Below are 16,450 nucleotides of genomic sequence, written 5' to 3'. Positions count from 1 at the left end.
CAAACACTCCTCACACCGGCTGTGAGCAATCGCAGCCGGTTTTTTGTTTGCCGCTCGCCCTGCCTGCCGCGCGGCCGTTACGGCATTTCTACAAATGGCGCGTGAATTTTTCAAAACTGATTTTTTGGCGTGAAAAACCCACGAAGATTGCTATATTGGGGGAAATTGCGGTGACACGGTTCCGTTAGCCCGAGGCTGCCGGACCGTTTTCTTTTTGTACCCATCGACAAGGTCGCTCCCGGAATGCGGGGGCGGCGGCAGGAAAGGTCAGGCATCATGAACAAGGTCCCGATGACAGGCGAGGGGTTCGCGTCATTGAAGGAAGAACTGCGCTGGCGCCAGCAGGAAGAGCGGCCGCGCATCATCGAAGCGATCTCCGAAGCGCGCTCGCATGGCGATCTTTCCGAAAATGCCGAGTACCACGCGGCGAAAGAGGCGCACAGCCTCAATGAGGGCCGCGTCAACGAGCTCGAGGACTTCATCGCCCGGGCCGAAGTGATCGACATCACCAAGCTCAGCGGCGAAAAGGTCAAGTTCGGCGCGACCGTGGTGCTGGTCGACGAGGACACGGAAGAGAAGAAGACCTACCAGATCGTCGGCGACCAGGAAGCGGACGTGAAGTCCGGCCGCATCTCGATCTCCTCGCCGATCGCGCGGGCGCTGATCGGCAAGGAAGTCGGCGATGCGATCGAGGTCAACGCGCCAGGCGGTGCACGGGGCTATGAGATCGTCCAGGTGCAGTTCATTTAGGGTAAAGCGGGCAGGATTGTTCCTGAATCGCGCTGTTTTAACCCGACGATTGCGCTGCCCCTCATCGCCCTGCCGGGCACTTCTCCCCGTATAGTGACGGGGAGAAGGACGCCGTCACCGACGGTTTCGCCAATTGTCAGCGTTGCAGATAGGCGCCGAGTTCGCGTCCAGCCCCCTTCTCCCCGTCACTATACGGGGAGAAGGTGCCGGCAGGCGGATGAGGGGCGGCGCCGGCCTTTCCATTTGGATTGATTCAATAAATCAACGCCTTCCGGCTGCCAGATCATGCACGTGGCGCTCCAGCAACTTCTCTGCCTCAGCCAACACCTCCTCAGGCGTAACGCGGCCGCCGGGCGCGGCCAGCAGCGTTGACGAGAACGGTCCGCGCGGGCCGGTCAGGCCGGGTTCTGTCGCCAGAAACACGGCGACCGTCGGCAGGCCGAAGGCGCTGGCGAGGTGGGTGAGGCCGGTGTCGGCGCCGATGACCAGCGCCGACCGGCCGATGATCGCGGCGATCTCAGAAAGCAGTGATTTCGGCACCAGCACGGTTTGCGGGACGGCCTCGGCGATCGCCTCGGCAACCGCCTTTTCACTGTCGTTAGACCAGGTGGTGACCGGCGTCATTCCTCTTTCCACGAGAAGCCGGGCAGTTTCGATCCAGTCGCTGACCGGCCATTTCTTGTCCTCGCGGCTGGTGCCGTGCAGCAGGAAGGCGGTTTTTTCGCCGACAAAGGTCGAACCGCCGGCCGGCGGCACGATGCCGGACTCGAGCCCGGAAAAATCCGTTTCATAGCCGAGCGCCAGCCCGAACAGCCGCCTGGTGCGTTCGATGGCGTGCAGATCGCGCGGCACAGCATAGCGCCGGTCGTAGAACAAAGTCGCCGAAGGCTCGCGGGCGCTCGACCGGTCGAAGCCGGCGATCGGCGCCGCAGCCAGTTTTGCCACCAGGGCCGACTTCAGCAATCCTTGCGCGTCGATGACGAGATCGTAGCGGCAATCTCGCAAGGCGCTGCGCAGTGGCGCCGCCTCGCGCCATGTGCTGCGGCCGAGCGGGCTTGTGCGCCAGCGCCGGATCGCCACGGTGTGAATGGTTGCGATCGCCGGATGCAGCGCCACGATGCCGGCAAAAGCCTCTTCCACACACCAGTCGAACGACACATCCGGCTGGTTGCGGCGCGCATCCTCGACGGCCGGAAAGGTGTGGATTACGTCACCCATCGAGGATGTCTTGACGATGAGCACCTTCATGCGGCGGCCGGCAGTTCCAGCAGCCGTTCCGCTGCTGCCGCGACCTGTGCCACCTCAAGCGTGTTCAGGCAGTTGAGATGGCCGAGCGGACAGATCTTCCGGTGGCAGGGCGAACAGGACAGGCCGAGCCAGACCAGTTCGCGCTGCTCGGTGAGTGGCGGCGTATTCTGCGGCGAGGTTGAGCCGTAGACGGCTACGATCGGCGTGCCGACCGCGGCGGCGACATGCATCAGCCCACTATCGTTCGACACCGCAAGCCTGGCCGCGGCGATCAGGTCGATGGCGTCCTCCAGCCGCGTCTGGCCGGCGAGGTCGACAACGCCTGGGGCAAGCGTGGCGATTTCCGCCGTAACGTCGGCGTCGTTCTTCGATCCGAACAGCGCGACCTCAAAACCTTTCGCCATCATGTCGAGCGCAAGGCTGGCATAGCGTTCGCTCGGCCAGCGCTTGGCCGGGCCGAATTCGGCGCCGGGCATCAGCGCGACGAATTTTTCCGCCTCCAGCCCGAAGCGACCCAGCAATGCCGCTTGGTTTTTCGTGTCGACAGCGAGCTTGGGAGCACGGAACGTGCCGCCTTGCGCGAGGCCGAAATAGGCCTGCGCCGTGCGCCGTTTCACATTGTCGGGCAAGGGGACGATATCGGTCAGCAGCCCGTAGCGCATTTCCTTGAGATGGCCGACGCGGCGCGGAATGCGGGCAAAGAACGGGACAAGCGCCGACTTCCAGCTTCCAGGCATGACATAGGCGATGTCGTAGTGGCCGCGCAGCCGTCGGCCGAAGCGCCTGCGGATGCGGAATTCCAGCGCGCCGGATTTCAGCGGCAGATCGATCTGCTGGCGTATTTCGGGCATGCGCTTGACCAGTGGCGCCGCCCATGCCGGGGCCAGCACGTCGATCGCGGCGTTCGGGTGAAGCTCTCTCAGCGCCGAGAACAGGCACTGCGCCATCACCATGTCGCCCACCCAGCGTGGGCCGATTACGAGGATCGCTGGGCTTTCAGCCATTCGACATAGTCTCTGACGCCGGTTTCCACTGTGCGGAACTGACCATTGTAACCGGCGGCGCGCAACCGGGACATATCAGCTTGCGTAAAACTCTGGTAGCTGCCCTTGAGGTGGTCTGGGAAGTCGATGAACTCGATCTCGCCTTTGCCCAGCGTGCCGATCACCGTTTCGGCAATGGCGCGGAACGGCTGGGCACGGCCGGTGCCGCAGTTGAAGATGCCGCTTGAGCCCCGTTTCCACAACCACAGGTTGACGTCGGCAACGTCGCCGACATGGATGAAATCGCGGCTCTGCTCGCCAGGTCCAAAACCGTCATAGGCGCCGAACAGTTTCGGGTTCTGGCCTTGCTCGACCTGGTTGAACAGGTGGAAGGCGACCGAGGCCATGGTGCCCTTGTGCGCCTCGCGTGGCCCATAGACGTTGAAATAGCGCAGGCCCGCCACCGGCGAATGGTCGGTTTCGAAGACGGTGCGGCGGACGTAGTCGTCGAACAGCTTCTTTGAATAGGCATAGACATTGAGCGGGCGTTCGCATTCCGGCTCCTCGCGAAACTCGGCTCCGCCGCCATAGACCGAGGCTGAGGAAGCATAGAGGAAAGGCACCCGCAGCGCCAGGCAGGCATGCAGCAGCCGCTTCGAATAAGCGTAGTTCACCTCCATCATGAACTTGCCGTTCCATTCGGTGGTGGTCGAGCAGGCGCCCTGGTGGAAGACGGCCTCGATGCGGCCGAGGTCTCCGGCCTCCATCCGCGGCAGGAAATCGTCCTTGTCGAGGTAATCGGCGATCTGCAGGTCGGCGAGATTGGCGATCTTGTGGCCGTCGGTCAGGTCGTCGACGACGAGGATGTCGCTGATCCCTTCGGCGTTAAGGGCGGCGACGATGTTGGAGCCGATCATGCCGGCGCCGCCCGTGACGATGATCATGAAAGCCTCTGGTATCTTGTGCCGATTCCGGCCCTTATAGGGGAGGCTGGCGGGGCTGTCGATAAAGCAGGTCGCAATCCGGCGGCTGGGTGAGCGTCACAGTGCCGCCGCAAAGCTTTCGCTTCAGTCGGCGATCCACCGGCGAAGCGCGACAGGAGCAAGGATAATGCCGTCGACCGAACTGCTTATCGCCTTCTTCGCCACCACGGCGATCTTCGCCTACATTCCCGGTCCGGCGATGCTTTACGCTGCTGCGCAAACCATGGCGCGCGGCCGCTGGTCCGGCCTGACGGCGGCGTTGGGGATCCATCTTGGCGGCTATGTGCACGTCGTCGCCGCCGCTGCCGGGTTGTCCGTGCTTTTCCACGCCGTACCGACGCTCTACATCGCAGTCAAGCTGGCTGGCGCGCTCTATCTGATCTGGCTGGGTGTGTCGCTGTTCCGCGCCAGGGCGCAAGACGATACTGTTATCTCAGGCATTGAGCCGAAATCCGCCAGCCGCGCCTTTTTCGAGAGTATCACCGTCGAGGTGCTCAATCCCAAGACTGCAATCTTCTTCATGGCGTTCCTGCCGCAATTCATCGACGCGTCGGCGACGTTTCCCGTCTGGCTCCAATTCCTCGTCCTCGGGACGATCGTCAATCTGATGTTCTCCTCGGCGGATGTCATGTGCGTGGTGCTGGCGGGTGCGCTGATCACCAGGCTACGGCGTTCGAGCCACGCACAGCGCCTCATGCGGCGTGCGAGCGGTGCGGTGCTCGTCGGATTGGGCGTTCATGTGGCTTTGCAGAAAAGCTGATCCGTCGACCGGCGTTGGCTGTGGGCCGTTCGGTGCCTGCCGTTGCGCTGAGCCGAATTGCGGTATATCGGCTTCGCCATGAACGACCAGCCCTGCCAGTCCAGCGTTTTCACAGCAGCGGGACCGGCTCTCATTGCACGTCGCGGATGACATGAGCGAGCAATACCTGCCTTCTCCCGAACCCCTTCACCGCGCCATCTCGCGGTTCGGCAACGTCACCGTACTGGTGGTCGGCGACTTCATCCGCGACCGTTTCGTCAACGGCGTCATCGAGCGGATTTCGCCGGAAGCACCCATTCCGGTGCTGCGCGGGCGTGGCGAAACGTCGGCGATGGGCGGCGCCGGCAATGTCGTCGCCAACATCGTCTCGCTCGGCGCTGCCGCGATACCGGTCTCGGTGATCGGCGCCGATCAGGCCGGCGACAATCTCATGCGCATGCTCGCCGAGTTTGGCGTCGACACCGGCGGCCTCGCGCAGAACGCGAACCGGATGACGTCGTCGAAAAGCCGGTTCAGTGCGCTCAACCAGCAGGTGCTGCGCTTCGACGAGGAGGAAATCAAGCCGCTGGGCGACGCTGAGCGGGCAACGCTGGTCCGGCATTTTCGCGCCGCGCTCGCGCAAGCCGACATCGTTATCCTGTCCGACTACGGCAAGGGCATATTGCTCGACGGCGTCGCCGGCGAGCTGATCTCGATCTGCCGCGAGGCGGGAAAGCCGGTGCTGGTCGATCCTAAGGGCCGCGACTATGCCTGCTATGCCGGGGCGACGGCGATCACCCCCAATCGCAAGGAACTTGGCGAGGCGGTTGGACGCGTGGTGTTTGCCGATGACGAGATCGAGGCCGCGGCGCGTGAGCTGATCTCGGCACACGGCTTCGATTTCGTGGTCGCGACGCGCAGCGAAAAGGGTATGAGCGTCGTCGGCGCGGACGATGCCCGCCACATTGCCACGCAGGCGCGGGAAGTGTTCGACGTTTCCGGCGCCGGCGACACTGTGATTGCGACGTTTGCGTTGGCTCTTGCCGCAGGCGCCGACCGCATCATGGCCGCCGCCATCGCCAACGCGGCGGGTGGCGTGGTGGTGGGAAAGCGCGGTACCGCGCGGCTGACGGTCGAAGAGCTTACCGGGGCGCTGTTTCGCTCGCATGGACCGATTGCCCACAAGGATTCAATTCTCGATGCCGCCGCCGCTGCACGGCTGGTGGCGACGTGGAAGGACGAAGGCCTGAGCGTCGGTTTCACCAATGGCTGCTTCGATATCCTTCACGCCGGCCATGTCAGCCTTTTGCATGCAGCCCGCAGCCAATGCGACCGGCTGGTTCTCGGCCTCAACAGCGATGCCTCGGTGCGCCGGCTGAAAGGGCCAGGGCGCCCGGTCAATGACGAGCATGACCGCGCCTGCGTGCTGGCGGCGCTTGCCTCGGTCGATGCCGTCGTCGTCTTCGAGGAGGACACGCCGCTCGCGCTGATCGAAGCGCTCAAGCCCGACATACTGGTCAAGGGCGCCGACTACACGATCGATCAGGTGGTCGGCGCCGAAATCGTGCAAAAGGCGGGCGGCCGCGTCGTGCTGGTCGATCTCGTCGCCGGCAAGAGCACCACCGGCACCATCGGCAAGTTGCGCGCCGGCAGTACAAACTGAGGTTTTCATGTCCGAACTGAACGAATACCTGGTCCGCTCGGCGGCCGCGATCACCGCGATGGTCGAGCGCGACCTCACCGGCGAGATGGAGCGGGCGGTGACCGCCGTCGTCGCCGCGCTTTCGCACGGCAAGGCGCTGCTGATCTGCGGCAATGGCGGCTCGGCCAGCGATGCCATCCATATCGCCGGTGAACTGGTCGGCCGCTTCCTGAAGGAGCGCAAGGCCTACAACGTCATCGCGCTGCCGGCCAATGCGGCGGTGCTGACCGCGTGGGGCAATGATTACGGCTTCGACACGGTGTTTTCACGCCAGGTCGAGGCGCATGGCTCTGCTGGTGCCGTGCTGCTCGCCATCTCGACCAGCGGCAACTCGGCCAGCATCCTTGCCGCTGCCGAGCAGGCGCGCACGATGGACATGACGGTGATCAGCCTGACCGGCGACACCGGCGGCAAGCTCAAACCGCTCTCCGACATCCTGCTCAACGTGCCCTCGACCTCGACGCCGATCATCCAGCAGGGGCATCTGTGCCTCTATCATCATCTGTGCGAAATGGTCGAAGCGCGCCTCTGTGATGGCTGATAGGGACGCTGTCAGGACCTCGCAGCCGTACCCGCTCGAAGAGCCGGGCCTGTGGGTCGAGCGGATTGGTACCTCGGTTTTTGCAGCTGGCACGCCGGCGCTGTTTCTCGACCGGGACGGCACCATGAATGTCGATAGCGGTTATCCCAGCGATCCGGCTGACATCGTGCTGCGGCCGGCGATGCTGCCGGTGATCCGAACGGCCAACATCGTAGGCCTTCCTGCGATCGTGGTCTCCAACCAATCAGGTATAGCCCGCGGCTATTTCGGCTGGCCGGAGTTCGCCGCAGTCAATGCTCGGCTGCTGACACTTCTCGAAGCACAGAATTGCCGGATCGATCTGGTGCTCGCCTGCGCCTACCATTCGAGCGGGACGGGTGAACTGGCAGTAGGCGATCATCCGATGCGCAAGCCCAATCCGGGCATGCTTCTGCGCGCCCGCGATCTGCTGGGCGTGGATATCAGCCGGTCAATCATCGTCGGCGACAAGGCCGATGACATGGAGGCCGGACGGCGAGCCGGGCTATGGGAGGGCTGGTTGGTGCACGGCAGATCCAATCGGACTTCTAGCGATGGCATGTTCACGACGCGCAAACTGACGACCGGTAACGATCACAGCAAACTCTGCGACGCCATCGCCGAATTCGGCCGGGATTAGATTCTCACTTCGCTGAAAGCCACCAGGCCCTCGTCCTTGACGCGACGGATGGTCAGTGCCGTCCGCACCGTGTCGACATTCGGCGCCGAGGCCAGTTCCTCGATGACGAAGGTCTGGAAGGCGCCGAGGTCGCTCGCCACGCAATGCAGCAAAAAGTCGGATTCGCCCGACACCATCCAGGCGTCGCGAACGATCGGCCAACCGCGGGTGCGTTCGGCGAAGGTTTTCAGCTCCGCGTCGGCCTGGTGATGCAGGCCGATAAGGCAGAAGGCGACGACATCCAGGCCGAGCGCCGGCGCATTGAGCAAGGCGCGATAGCCGCGGATGATGCCGGTCTCTTCCAACCGCCTGACGCGACGCAGGCATGGCGGCGCCGAAATGCCGACGCGGCCGGACAGCTCGACATTGGTCATGCGCCCGTCTTGCTGCAGCTCGCGCAGGATTTTCCAGTCGATTGCATCGAGATCGGCTTTGAGCGGCATGGATACCTTCGGCGCTTCACGCAAGAATCTTTCGTAATTTTGTAATTAAACGACTTTGGTGTCCATTCCATCCCTTCAGTCGCTGATTTTCGGACAGTCGCCGCGCAAGATGTTCATGGATCGTCTGTTTGCGGGCAAGCTTTCCGGGGACGAAGGCCAGGTCGTCTTGCTGGCGTCGCCTGCAACACCTAGATTAGGGCCGATATCGAACCCTGTGCCGGACGCTTCATTCGCGTCCGGTTTTGTGAAAGCCCGTCCATGATCACCAAGCACGCACCCGTTCTCATCATCGGTTCCGGCCCCGCCGGCTATACGGCGGCAATCTACGCCGCCCGCGCCATGCTGAAGCCGATGCTGGTCGCCGGGCTGCAGCAGGGCGGCCAGCTGGTGATCACCACCGACGTCGAAAACTATCCGGGCTTCGCCGATCCGATCCAGGGTCCGTGGCTGATGGAACAAATGTTGAAGCAGGCCGAGCATGTCGGCACCGACGTCATCAATGACATCATCACCGAAGTCGACCTCAATGTGCGGCCGTTCCGTGCCAAGGGCGATTCCGGCACCACCTATACCGCCGACGCGCTGATCATCGCCACCGGTGCGCAGGCGAAATGGCTGGGCATCCCGAGCGAACAGACCTTCATGGGCTTCGGCGTATCGGCCTGCGCCACCTGCGACGGCTTCTTCTATCGCGGCAAGGATGTCGCGGTGATCGGCGGCGGCAATTCGGCGGTGGAGGAGGCGCTCTACCTTTCCAACCTGGCAAAGAGCGTGACGGTCATCCACCGGCGCAGCGACTTCCGCGCCGAGCGCATCCTTAGCGAGCGGCTGTTCAAGAAGGACAATATCCGCGTCATCTGGGACACCGTCGTCGACGAGATCACCGGCCAGTCCGGCAAGACGCCGCTGCCGCCGTCGGTGGAAGGGCTGAAGCTGCGCAATGTGGTGACCGGCCAGGAGATGCATCTGACGGTCGACGGGGTGTTCGTGGCGATCGGCCATGCGCCGGCGGTCGAGCTGTTCGCCGGCAAGCTGAAGCAGAAGCCGAACGGCTATCTGTGGACGGCGCCGGATTCGACCTGCACCGACGTGCCGGGCGTGTTCGCCGCCGGCGACGTGACCGACGACATCTACCGCCAGGCGGTGACGGCGGCGGGGCTCGGCTGCATGGCCGCGCTCGAGGCGGAAAAGTACCTCGCCGGGATCGAAGTTCACCGCGAAGCGGCGGAGTAAGGAAGCGGCCGAGAAAAGCCGCGCAAAAGCCTGATTTTTCATTCAGACGCCAGAAAACAGAACGGGGGCATCATGGCGTTGGACTGGGACAAGCTACGCGTGTTTCACGCTGCGGCGGAAGCTGGGTCGTTCACCCATGCCGCCGAGACACTGCATCTGTCGCAATCGGCGATCTCGCGGCAGGTCAGCGCGCTCGAACATGACGTCGGCGTGCCGCTGTTCAATCGCCATGCCCGCGGCCTGGTGTTGACCGAGCAGGGTGAGATGCTGTTCCGCACGGCGCATGACGTGCTGATGAAGCTGGAGACGATCAAATCGCGGCTGACCGAGGCCAAGGACCGGCCCTCCGGCGTGCTCAGGGTGACGACCACGGTGGGGCTCGGTGCCGGCTGGCTGACCGAGCGCGTGCAGGAATTCATCGAGCTCTATCCTGAGATTAGCCTGCAGTTGATCCTGGCGAACGAGGAACTCGACCTCACCATGCGCCGAGCGGATTGCGCGATCCGGCTGCGCCAGCCGCAGCAGCCCGATCTCATCCAGCGCCGCCTGTTCACCGTGCATTTCCATCTCTACGCCGCTCCTTCTTACGTCAACAAGTATGGCAAGCCGGCGTCGATCGCCGAGTTGAAGAGCCATCGCATCGTCACCTTCGGCGTGCCGGTGCCGGCGCATTTGTCGGAATTGAACTGGCTGGAAACGGTCGGCGATTTCGAAGGCGGGCAAAGGGTGCCGACGCTGCAGATCAACGACATATTGTCGATCAAGCGCGCGGTTCAGGGTGGTGCCGGCATCGCCATGCTGCCCGACTATGTGGTCAGCAAGGACTCAGGGCTGGTGCAGTTGCTGCCGGAGACCGAAGTGCCGTCCTTCGACACCTATTTCGCTTATCCCGATGCGATGAAGAACCAGGCGAAACTGCACGTCTTCCGCGATTTTATCATCGCCAAGGCGCGCAGCTGGTCGTTCTAAAGCGCGTCGCGTTTGAACGGATACATGCGACGCGCTTAGGTTCTTGTCATTATGCATGTCGTTATCCCAAAACCGCTGCGCCCCTCGGGTCAAGCCCTGGGTCAAGCCCGAGGGCAAGCTTTTGGGCGACACGCATTAGGGTATGTCGATATTCAGGTGATGCCGGCCTGCGAACGGCTGATACCTGCGCTTCCGGTACTTACGGACCCTTGTCCGCTCCGTTCCGTTTCTCGGAACCCACCATTCTCGACTCGGCCTGACCTGAACACACCCTGAAACGGCGCCATCTCCGCTTTCCGGCTCACCCGCGCCATGGCGTCAGGCGGGGCAGCCAGCCGGGGACGGCGCGGCGGTAGGCCTCGTAGTCGGCGCCATAGCGCCGAGCAAGCGTCGGTTCCTCATAGAACTTCACGAAGGAGACCATGGCGATGGCGGCGATAGCGGCATAGGCGACGAGAGCCCAGCTCGAAAACAGCAGCGCCTGGCCAAGGATGATCGCCAGCACCGCCACATACATCGGGTTGCGGACATGGCGGTAGATGCCGCCGACAACCAGTCGCTCGGTTGGCGCGACCGGGGCGGGCGTGCCCCGGCCTTCGAGGGAAAAACGGGCGAAAGCATGAAGCAGCAAGGCCGCTGCGACGACAATCAGGACCCAGCCGACGGGGACCAAGCCGGGCCGGGTCGACCATGGCAGACGATAGCGATCGGTCAACAGCCAGGGCAGCAATCCCGCGACCACGCCGGGCGCTGCGATGAAGAATAGCGCGCTGCCGACGATCGCCTGATGTGTCCTCATTGAGGCTTCCTTCTAAAGCGCGTCGCGTCTGAAGGATTCAAAGGGATTCATGCGACGCGCTTTCAGTTCTTGTTTTTATGCACGTCGTTGTCCCAAAACCGCTGCGCACCCTCGGGTCGGGCCCGAGGGCATGCTTTTGGGCGACATGCATTAGAGCGGCGTGCGCCCGCTTGGACGCACAAATACGCTTTAGCACTTTGGATCTGCGCACCGTGCTTTCCGAACATCGATGCCAATTTTCGGGCCGATGCGCGGCTGCTGCAAAAATAAACGCGTGCTGCCTGATTCGACGTCATTCGTTGTTTCTGCATTCCGGGCCGAGAATTGGCTCTGATTCGCTATTTCGCGATGGTTTGTGCCTGGCTGTGCACCGCATTTCGACGATTCTGCTGGTCCTACGGGGCCAAGGAATGGGTTAGACCACAGCCTGTGTCATTTTGCATGCGTGTGTTGCAAAATAGATGCTTGTTTCTTGGGCATGATGAGCACATATATAGATCATCTCCTGGGCGCGTTCTCCTCCCATTAGCGCCCTCGAGTGTTCCCCTCTGGAGGTTAGCCTTAACAGGCACTTCCAATCAAACTCAGCCGGATCTTCATTGATCCGGCTTTTTTGTTGCCTGAAACCTGCTGGCGCCCAGGGAAAGCCGACCGAAATTGTCACGTAACAGTGACATGTAACCTCAGGTAACATATCCTAGGCGCCTATCATCGACTAAGCAGATCATAGGACGCGGTGTGGTTCGTGCGGGAGATGGGGGCATCACTCGGACGATCCGGGCTCAGGCGGCTACCGCGTCCGAACCATTCTTCCGCTGAGGCCGTCAGGCGGCTGGCGGCATGTGCGGCGGACCTGCCGTTTTCGCCTCCCACGAAGACGGTCCGCAAGGAAACGGCGTCCGGATCACTCCGGACGCCGTTTCCCTGTGTTCTGCAGCCTGCGATACTGGCGTCAAAATCCAGTATCAGGCGGCCTTGCCATTGGCGTTCAACGCCTCATCGGCCAGGCGACCGGTGAGTTCGGCCATATGGTCGAAGGTGGCACGATAGCTGGCAACGCCCGCGGTGGCCGAACGCAACTCGATGATCAGGTCGCCGATCTCGGCCTGCGGCATGGTCGCCTCGACGACATCCCATCCCGGCCAGCCGGGCCGCGCATCGTAGCCGAGGATCTGGCCGCGCCGCTGCGGGATCAGGGCGATGATCCTCGACGTGGCGTCGGACGGCGTGACGATCTCGACCTTCATGATAGGTTCGAGCAGCACTGGCGAGCAGGCGGCCATGCCTTCCTTCATCGCCAGCTTCGCCGCCATCTGGAAGGCCATGTCCGACGAATCGACGGCATGATAGGAGCCGTCGGACAGGTTGACCGCGACATCGACCACCGGAAAGCCGAGCGGGCCGGATTTCAGATAATCACGCACGCCGGTCTCGACCGACTGGATATAGGTTTTCGGCACGGCGCCGCCGGTGATGGTGTCGGTGAACTGGAAGCCGGAGCCGCGCGGCAGCGGCTTGATCTCGATGACCACGTCGCCGAACTGGCCATGGCCGCCCGACTGCTTCTTGTGGCGGCCACGCTGCTGCGCGGTTTTGCGGATCGTCTCGCGATAAGGCACGGCCGGCGGATGGCCTTCGACCGGGATCTGGTTCTTGCCTTCCAGCCGCTCGCGCACGACGCGCAGATGCATCTCGCCATGGCCCGACAGCACGGTTTCGGCCGAATCCTGATTGTGGCGCAGGCTGAGCGAGGGATCTTCTTCGGCAAGGCGCTGGATGGCCGCGGACATCTTCACCTCGTCCTTGCGTTCCTTCGGCCGCAGCGCGAAGGCGAAGACCGGTTGCGGCGGCGCCAGCGTCACCAGCGGCTTGATGCCGCCCTTGGCCGAGCTCAGCGTCTGACCGGTCGTGACGTCGTCCAGCTTGCCGAGCGCGACCGTGTCGCCGGCCTTGGCCGAGGTGAGCTTGGTCTGGTCCTTGCCGAGCATCCTGTAGATGCCGGAGACCTTTGCCGTGGCGCCATTCGAAAGGAACAGCTCGGAGGCGTCGGCAAGCTGGCCGGACAGGATGCGCGAGACCGACAGCTTGCCGCCATGCGCAGTATGGATGGTCTTCATCACCTGGACTACGGTCGTATTGCCGTCAGGTGCACCGAGGCGCTTGCGCGTTGCTTCAACATCAGGCGCGTCGTGGCGGATCGTCTTTAGAAGCCGCAGCACACCATTGCCCTTCTCGGCGGTGCCGATCAGCACCGGCGTCACCGCGCCGTCACGCAGGTCGGCGGCGAGGTCGTCGAAGATCGCGTCCTTCGGCGGCTCGATCTCTTCGAGGAGCTGCTCCATCAACTGGTCGTCATGGTCGGCAAGCGTCTCCAGCATGGAAAAGCGCGCCTCCAGCTCGCGCGCCTTGTCGTCGCTGGGAATCTGGGCGACCTCGCTTTCGGCATATTCGCGATAAATGTAGGCGCGCTCCAGAGCGAGATCGATCGAGCCGATGACGACACCGTTCTTGCGCAGCGGAATCTGGCGCAGCAGCAACGGCGCCGAGCTTGCCGGCTGCAGCATCTTCAGCGTGTCGCGCACGCCTGATATCGCCTTATCGACCTTGTTGAGGAACATGATGCGCGGCACGCCGAGATCGTCGAGCTTGCGCATGATCAGCTGCAGGGCAGGGATTTTCTTCGCGTCGGCTTCAGCGACGACCACGGCGATGTCGCAGGCGGCAAGCACCGGCTCTGCCTCGAAAGAGAATTCGATGGAACCGGGACAATCGACGAAGGTGAGTTGCTCGTCCATGAATTCGGTGGTCGCAAAGGTCGCCTCGACGCTCATGGCGTGGGCGCGTGCCTCGGGCGAATGATCGGAAACGGTATTTCCCGAGGAAACGGGATTCTGGCGGGGAATGGCGCCCGTGCGGGCCAATATGGCTTCGAGAAGTGTCGTCTTACCGCTTGCAAAGGGACCGACTATGGCAATGCATTTCGGTCCCGTGCGTCGTCCTCCGGCGCGAGTTCCCATGACTGACCTCCACTCAGGCGTTTCCCTGGGAGCGGCGGCCGGCCTGTCGACCGTCGCGGGCGGGCTTTTTTCAGTTTGCCACCTACCCAAAGGCATCGTCCCACGGGTTAGCCGGGAGGGCAAGTGATTTGAGAATCGGGGATTTGAGGATCGCCTGATGTCGCGGATGTTGAGCCATCATCGGCGAACCCGTCGGATGCGAGCCTAGCCTCCCATCAAATCCCGCGACAAAGCCTGTCGCCGAACAGCCGCAAAAGCGGTTGCGCCATAATGGTTATCGGACGAAACTGCCCGCTTCTTGCGACAAAAAGGAACGGCCGTCGCCGACCGATCCGCCATCAGCTTGAGGCCTCGCGACGATGAAGATCATTGCCTGCGGCAGCGTGCCGACCGTCATTGCGCCGGAAAAGTACTTCACCGGACGTGTGTGGCAGACGCCGATCATCGAGAAGGAAGCGCCAGCGCGGCTGCGCGCCATCATCGTCAGTTTCGAGCCCGGCGCGCGTACCCACTGGCATACGCATCCGCTGGGCCAGACGCTCTATGTCATATCAGGCGCCGGCCTCGCGCAAAGCTGGGGCGAGCCGGTACAGGCGATCAGGGCCGGCGACGTCATTTCGTTCGCGCCTGAGGAAAAGCACTGGCATGGCGCCGGCCCGAAATCGGCGATGGCGCATATCGCCATGCAGGAGGCGCTCGACGGCGTCCATGCCGACTGGCTGGAGAAGGTGACAGACGAGCAGTATGGCGGCGTTGATCGGACCTAAAAGCGCGTCGCGTCCGATCATTATAGGTGATTTTCCATACTCAGGTTTGGAGTCGACATGTCGAAGCGTCGCTTGCCTCTTGTTGCCGCCGTCTATCTCGGCACATTCGTCGCACTGCTCGACATCAGCATCGTCAACGTCGCCCTGCCGACGATCCAGCTTGCGCTCGGCATCGATTTCGCAGGGCTGCAATGGGTGATCGACGCCTACACGCTTTGCCTGTCGGCCTTCATGCTGTCGGCAGGCCTGATCGCTGACCGCTACGGGCGCAAGCGCTCCTGGCTGGCAGGGATCGGCATTTTCGTGGCCGGTTCCGCCATCTGTGCAATCGCGCCCAACCTGCCGGTGCTGCTGGTCGGCCGGGTGGTGCAAGGGATAGCCGGATCGCTGATCATTCCGGGTGCGCTGTCGATTCTTACGCAGGCGTTTCCCGACGGTCGCGAGCGTGCCGGCGTCATCGGCGGCTGGGCGTCGTTCGCAGCTGTCTCGCTGCTCGCCGGCCCGGTCCTCGGCGGCATCCTGATCGAAACCGCCGGATGGCAGAGCATTTTCCTGATCAACCTGCCGCTCGGCCTGGTCACGATCGTGCTCGGTGCGGCTTCGATCGTAGAGACTTCACACCCCGAGCATGCCCATCTCGACCTTGTCGGCCTGGCGCTTAGCATTCTGTGGCTGGGCGCCTTAACCTTCGGCCTGATATCGGCAGGCGAAAAAGGGTGGGGCGATCGAGAGGCTGTTATCGCCCTTGTCGTCGGCTTCGCCGGCCTAGTGGCATTCCTTGTCTTCGAGGCACGCACGCCGCGGCCGATGCTGCCGCTTGGCCTGTTCCGCGACATTCGCTTTGCCGTCGCCAATGTCGCCTCGTTCGCGCTCGGCCTCACCTCCTACACCAGCGTCTTCCTCTATTCGATGTTCCTGCAGCAGGCGCAGGGCTGGTCGCCGACACAGACCGGCCTGCGCATGGCGCCGCTGTTCCTTGTCCAAATGGTCGTGTCGCCGGCGATCGGCAGGCTCAGTCAGCGCTACGGACACTCGGCGCTGATGACATCGGGCTATCTTTCGAGCGGTCTTTCCATGCTGGGAATGTGCTGGGTTGGACCCTCGACAACCTATGTGACGATCGGCCTGCTGTTTGCCGTCGGCGGCCTCGGCAATGCGCTGTCCATCCCGACCGGCAGCGCTGCCGCGATGTCGTTTGCGCCGCGCGAGCGTTCGGGCATGGTGTCGGCGGTGATCAACGCAACCCGCCAGGGCGGCACCGCCATCGGCATCGCCCTGCTGGGCGCCTTGATGAGCATGCGGGCAACAGCCCTGCTGACGGCGCATCTTGAAAATGCCGGTGTCGCCAATGCCGGAGCGGTGGCCCGCGCCGCCGTTTCAAGGTACGATTTCGCAGCCGATGCGGCGATGGGCGAGGAGAGCCTGCGCGATCTGTTCGCAGCCGCTTATGCCGGCGGTTTCCATGCGGCGATGCTGACGGCGGCCATCGTTTCGTTCGTCACGGCCGGGCTTCTGGTCACCGTTCTGGCGCCGGCCGAGGCACGTTCGGCACGCGAAACCAATCAGCGGGGATGAGGCT

The 16,450-nt window shown here is 63.1% G+C and carries 15 protein-coding genes; 9 read left to right on the top strand and 6 right to left on the bottom strand.

Annotation, left to right across the window (positions count from 1 at the left end; all coding sequences use genetic code 11):
* The first annotated feature begins 276 nt into the window (after nucleotides 1–276).
* Complete coding sequence (gene greA / locus AC0L3L_RS15995) at nucleotides 277–750, top strand: transcription elongation factor GreA (RefSeq protein WP_095491538.1); 474 nt, start codon at nucleotides 277–279, stop codon at nucleotides 748–750.
* 261 nt (nucleotides 751–1,011) lie between these two features.
* Here greA and waaC read toward each other — a convergent pair whose 3' ends face one another.
* Genes waaC through rfaD form a run of 3 tightly spaced genes read right to left on the bottom strand, consistent with a single transcriptional unit; the run spans nucleotide 1,012 to nucleotide 3,925 of the window.
* The gene (waaC, locus tag AC0L3L_RS15990) at nucleotides 1,012–1,998 is read right to left on the bottom strand and encodes a lipopolysaccharide heptosyltransferase I (protein ID WP_473489031.1); all 987 of its coding nucleotides are present in this window, start codon (nucleotides 1,996–1,998) and stop codon (nucleotides 1,012–1,014) included.
* The gene (gene waaF, locus AC0L3L_RS15985; RefSeq protein WP_473489030.1) at nucleotides 1,995–3,002 is read right to left on the bottom strand and encodes a lipopolysaccharide heptosyltransferase II; all 1,008 of its coding nucleotides are present in this window, start codon (nucleotides 3,000–3,002) and stop codon (nucleotides 1,995–1,997) included. The genes waaC and waaF overlap by 4 nt, the downstream gene beginning before the upstream one ends.
* Nucleotides 2,975–3,925 (bottom strand): ADP-glyceromanno-heptose 6-epimerase, encoded by a 951-nt coding sequence (gene rfaD / locus AC0L3L_RS15980; protein WP_473638275.1) that lies wholly within the window; start codon nucleotides 3,923–3,925, stop codon nucleotides 2,975–2,977. Before rfaD ends, waaF begins: the two co-directional genes overlap by 28 nt.
* Before the next feature lie 166 nt (nucleotides 3,926–4,091).
* On the opposite strand from rfaD, the gene AC0L3L_RS15975 reads away from it, so the two are divergent.
* The 4 genes from AC0L3L_RS15975 (at nucleotide 4,092) to AC0L3L_RS15960 (ending at nucleotide 7,604) form a co-directional block, all read left to right on the top strand.
* Complete coding sequence (locus tag AC0L3L_RS15975; protein WP_473638274.1) at nucleotides 4,092–4,724, top strand: LysE family translocator; 633 nt, start codon at nucleotides 4,092–4,094, stop codon at nucleotides 4,722–4,724.
* Between the two features lie 151 nt (nucleotides 4,725–4,875).
* Nucleotides 4,876–6,366, top strand: coding sequence for a D-glycero-beta-D-manno-heptose-7-phosphate kinase (gene rfaE1, locus AC0L3L_RS15970; RefSeq protein ID WP_473638273.1), 1,491 nt, complete (start codon nucleotides 4,876–4,878; stop codon nucleotides 6,364–6,366).
* 7 nt (nucleotides 6,367–6,373) lie between these two features.
* On the top strand, nucleotides 6,374–6,946 hold the full coding sequence (locus tag AC0L3L_RS15965) for a D-sedoheptulose-7-phosphate isomerase (protein WP_095491532.1): 573 nt from the start codon (nucleotides 6,374–6,376) through the stop codon (nucleotides 6,944–6,946).
* On the top strand, nucleotides 6,939–7,604 hold the full coding sequence (locus tag AC0L3L_RS15960) for a D-glycero-alpha-D-manno-heptose-1,7-bisphosphate 7-phosphatase (RefSeq protein ID WP_473489027.1): 666 nt from the start codon (nucleotides 6,939–6,941) through the stop codon (nucleotides 7,602–7,604). The genes AC0L3L_RS15965 and AC0L3L_RS15960 overlap by 8 nt, the downstream gene beginning before the upstream one ends.
* On the opposite strand, the gene AC0L3L_RS15955 is transcribed toward AC0L3L_RS15960, so the two are convergent.
* Entirely contained in the window at nucleotides 7,601–8,086 is a 486-nt protein-coding gene (locus AC0L3L_RS15955; RefSeq protein ID WP_095491530.1) for an Lrp/AsnC family transcriptional regulator, read from the bottom strand. The genes AC0L3L_RS15960 and AC0L3L_RS15955 overlap by 4 nt on opposite strands.
* A 258-nt stretch (nucleotides 8,087–8,344) precedes the next feature.
* Here AC0L3L_RS15955 and trxB point away from each other — a divergent pair, with 258 nt between their 5' ends.
* Together trxB and AC0L3L_RS15945 are read left to right on the top strand one after the other, a co-directional pair.
* On the top strand, nucleotides 8,345–9,319 hold the full coding sequence (trxB, locus tag AC0L3L_RS15950) for a thioredoxin-disulfide reductase (RefSeq protein WP_123148546.1): 975 nt from the start codon (nucleotides 8,345–8,347) through the stop codon (nucleotides 9,317–9,319).
* Between the two features lie 72 nt (nucleotides 9,320–9,391).
* Nucleotides 9,392–10,288: a LysR family transcriptional regulator gene (locus tag AC0L3L_RS15945; protein ID WP_023799796.1), complete on the top strand. Its 897-nt coding sequence runs from the start codon at nucleotides 9,392–9,394 to the stop codon at nucleotides 10,286–10,288.
* A 301-nt stretch (nucleotides 10,289–10,589) separates the two neighbouring features.
* Here AC0L3L_RS15945 and AC0L3L_RS15940 read toward each other — a convergent pair whose 3' ends face one another.
* Together AC0L3L_RS15940 and AC0L3L_RS15935 are read right to left on the bottom strand one after the other, a co-directional pair.
* Nucleotides 10,590–11,087: a methyltransferase family protein gene (locus tag AC0L3L_RS15940; RefSeq protein WP_473489026.1), complete on the bottom strand. Its 498-nt coding sequence runs from the start codon at nucleotides 11,085–11,087 to the stop codon at nucleotides 10,590–10,592.
* Nucleotides 11,088–12,052: 965 nt separating this feature from the next.
* Entirely contained in the window at nucleotides 12,053–14,104 is a 2,052-nt protein-coding gene (locus AC0L3L_RS15935; protein WP_473638272.1) for an elongation factor G, read from the bottom strand.
* Nucleotides 14,105–14,463: 359 nt separating this feature from the next.
* Between AC0L3L_RS15935 and AC0L3L_RS15930 the strand changes: the two genes are divergently transcribed.
* On the top strand, nucleotides 14,464–14,871 hold the full coding sequence (locus tag AC0L3L_RS15930; RefSeq protein ID WP_473638270.1) for a (R)-mandelonitrile lyase: 408 nt from the start codon (nucleotides 14,464–14,466) through the stop codon (nucleotides 14,869–14,871).
* Nucleotides 14,872–14,928: 57 nt separating this feature from the next.
* Nucleotides 14,929–16,446, top strand: coding sequence for a DHA2 family efflux MFS transporter permease subunit (locus AC0L3L_RS15925; protein ID WP_473638269.1), 1,518 nt, complete (start codon nucleotides 14,929–14,931; stop codon nucleotides 16,444–16,446).
* Nucleotides 16,447–16,450 lie beyond the last annotated feature (4 nt).

This window comes from Mesorhizobium sp. WSM4849 (assembly GCF_055811385.1).
The sequence above is the reverse complement of the archived record's forward strand: the minus strand, read 5'-3'. Positions and strand labels throughout refer to the sequence as shown.